The sequence below is a fragment of the Rhizobium mesoamericanum STM3625 genome (genome assembly GCF_000312665.1).
Taxonomy (GTDB): Bacteria; Pseudomonadota; Alphaproteobacteria; order Rhizobiales; family Rhizobiaceae; genus Rhizobium; species Rhizobium mesoamericanum.
The window spans coordinates 387,764-390,263 of sequence record NZ_HF536772.1 but is presented as its reverse complement, the minus strand read 5'-3'; the positions used below and the strand labels follow the sequence as shown (position 1 = coordinate 390,263).

Sequence of the window (2,500 nt, the reverse complement as noted above, 5' to 3'; positions counted from 1 at the left end):
AAATAGCTGGTTCTCCGCGAAATCTATTTAGGTAGAGCGTCGACCGAATACCCCCGGGGGTAGAGCACTGGATGGGCTATGGGGACTCACCGTCTTACTGATCCTAACCAAACTCCGAATACCGGGGAGTACTAGTCGGCAGACACACGGCGGGTGCTAACGTCCGTCGTGAAAAGGGCAACAACCCTAACCTCCAGCTAAGGTCCCCAAGTCATGGCTAAGTGGGAAAGGATGTGAGGATCCCAAAACAACCAGGATGTTGGCTTAGAAGCAGCCATCATTTAAAGAAAGCGTAACAGCTCACTGGTCTAAATAAGGGTCTTTGCGCCGAAAATGTAACGGGGCTGAAGCCATGCACCGAAGCTGAGGATTTGCGAGCAATCGCAAGTGGTAGCGGAGCGTTCCGTAAGCCTGTGAAGGGACAGTCGTGAGACATCCTGGAGGTATCGGAAGTGCGAATGTTGACATGAGTAACGATAAAGAGGGTGAGAGACCCTCTCGCCGAAAGACCAAGGGTTCCTGCTTAAAGTTAATCTGAGCAGGGTTAGCCGGCCCCTAAGACGAGGCGGACACGCGTAGTCGATGGGAACCACGTTAATATTCGTGGGCCTGGTGGTAGTGACGGATTGCTCAACTTGTAAGGTCTTATTGGATTGATCTTGCAGGGACGCGGTTCCAGGAAATAGCTCCACCGTATAGACCGTACCCGAAACCGACACAGGTGGTCAGGTAGAGTATACCAAGGCGCTTGAGAGAACTATGTTGAAGGAACTCGGCAAATTGCACGCGTAACTTCGGAAGAAGCGTGACCCCTTCGCACGCAAGTGTGGTGGGGTGGCACAGACCAGGGGGTAGCGACTGTTTATCAAAAACACAGGGCTCTGCGAAGTCGCAAGACGACGTATAGGGTCTGACGCCTGCCCGGTGCTGGAAGGTTAAGAGGAGAGGTGCAAGCTTTGAATCGAAGCCCCAGTAAACGGCGGCCGTAACTATAACGGTCCTAAGGTAGCGAAATTCCTTGTCGGGTAAGTTCCGACCTGCACGAATGGCGTAACGACTTCCCCGCTGTCTCCAACATAGACTCAGTGAAATTGAATTCCCCGTGAAGATGCGGGGTTCCTGCGGTCAGACGGAAAGACCCCGTGCACCTTTACTATAGCTTTACACTGGCATTCGTGTCGGCATGTGTAGGATAGGTGGTAGGCTTTGAAGCGGGGACGCCAGTTTCCGTGGAGCCATCCTTGAAATACCACCCTTATCGTCATGGATGTCTAACCGCGGTCCGTTATCCGGATCCGGGACAGTGTATGGTGGGTAGTTTGACTGGGGCGGTCGCCTCCGAAAGAGTAACGGAGGCGCGCGATGGTGGGCTCAGACCGGTCGGAAATCGGTCGTCGAGTGCAATGGCATAAGCCCGCCTGACTGCGAGACTGACAAGTCGAGCAGAGACGAAAGTCGGTCATAGTGATCCGGTGGTCCCGCGTGGAAGGGCCATCGCTCAACGGATAAAAGGTACGCCGGGGATAACAGGCTGATGACCCCCAAGAGTCCATATCGACGGGGTTGTTTGGCACCTCGATGTCGGCTCATCGCATCCTGGGGCTGGAGCAGGTCCCAAGGGTTTGGCTGTTCGCCAATTAAAGCGGTACGTGAGCTGGGTTCAGAACGTCGTGAGACAGTTCGGTCCCTATCTGCCGTGGGTGTAGGAATATTGACAGGATCTGTCCCTAGTACGAGAGGACCGGGATGGACATATCTCTGGTGGACCTGTTGTCCTGCCAAGGGCATAGCAGGGTAGCTACATATGGAAGGGATAACCGCTGAAGGCATCTAAGCGGGAAACCCACCTGAAAACGAGTATTCCCTATCAGAGCCGTGGAAGACGACCACGTTGATAGGCCGGGTGTGGAAGCGCAGCAATGTGTGAAGCTTACCGGTACTAATAGCTCGATTGGCTTGATCGTTCTCATTGATCAATGCTCATAAACAAGTGCCGCAGCGCTTGTCGCCAACGACGTGTTCAAAGACAAAATGACGGCCCCTGACTTCACGAAAGTCAGGCGCCGCGCCAGCTTCTCATTGTTGCGCTTCGCTGACCTGGTGGTTATGGCGGGGCGGCTGCACCCGTTCCCATTCCGAACACGGCCGTGAAACGCCCCAGCGCCTATGGTACTTCGTCTTAAGACGCGGGAGAGTCGGTCGCTGCCAGGTCTGCAAAACGCAACACAAATAATCTTCTCATCATGAAATGACGGCCCAAGCCGAAACAAAAGGGCCGCCAAAAGCGGTCCTTTCTGCTTTGAAAGCAAACAGAAAGACCAAAATAAACAGACAACGGGCAGCGCTCGTTGCCCACAAAATACCCGATAAACCAAACCGGTCTAATCGGACAAAACAAATCCAAGGCGGATTTGATATGGCGCGGGGTGGAGCAGCCCGGTAGCTCGTCAGGCTCATAACCTGAAGGCCGCAGGTTCAAATCCTGCCCCCGCAACCAAAC

1 tRNA gene and 2 rRNA genes (1 of these 3 only partly in view) are annotated in these 2,500 nt (G+C 54.0%); all 3 read left to right on the top strand.

The annotated features are described in order from the left end of the window. A 23S ribosomal RNA gene (locus tag BN77_RS01905) occupies window positions 1-1,964 on the top strand; it begins 839 nt to the left of the window's first position. Between the two features lie 132 nt (window positions 1,965-2,096). After that, window positions 2,097-2,211, top strand: a 5S ribosomal RNA gene (rrf, locus tag BN77_RS01900). Window positions 2,212-2,420: 209 nt separating this feature from the next. Further along, window positions 2,421-2,497 (top strand) — tRNA-Met (locus BN77_RS01895). The last annotated feature ends 3 nt before the right edge of the window (window positions 2,498-2,500 follow it).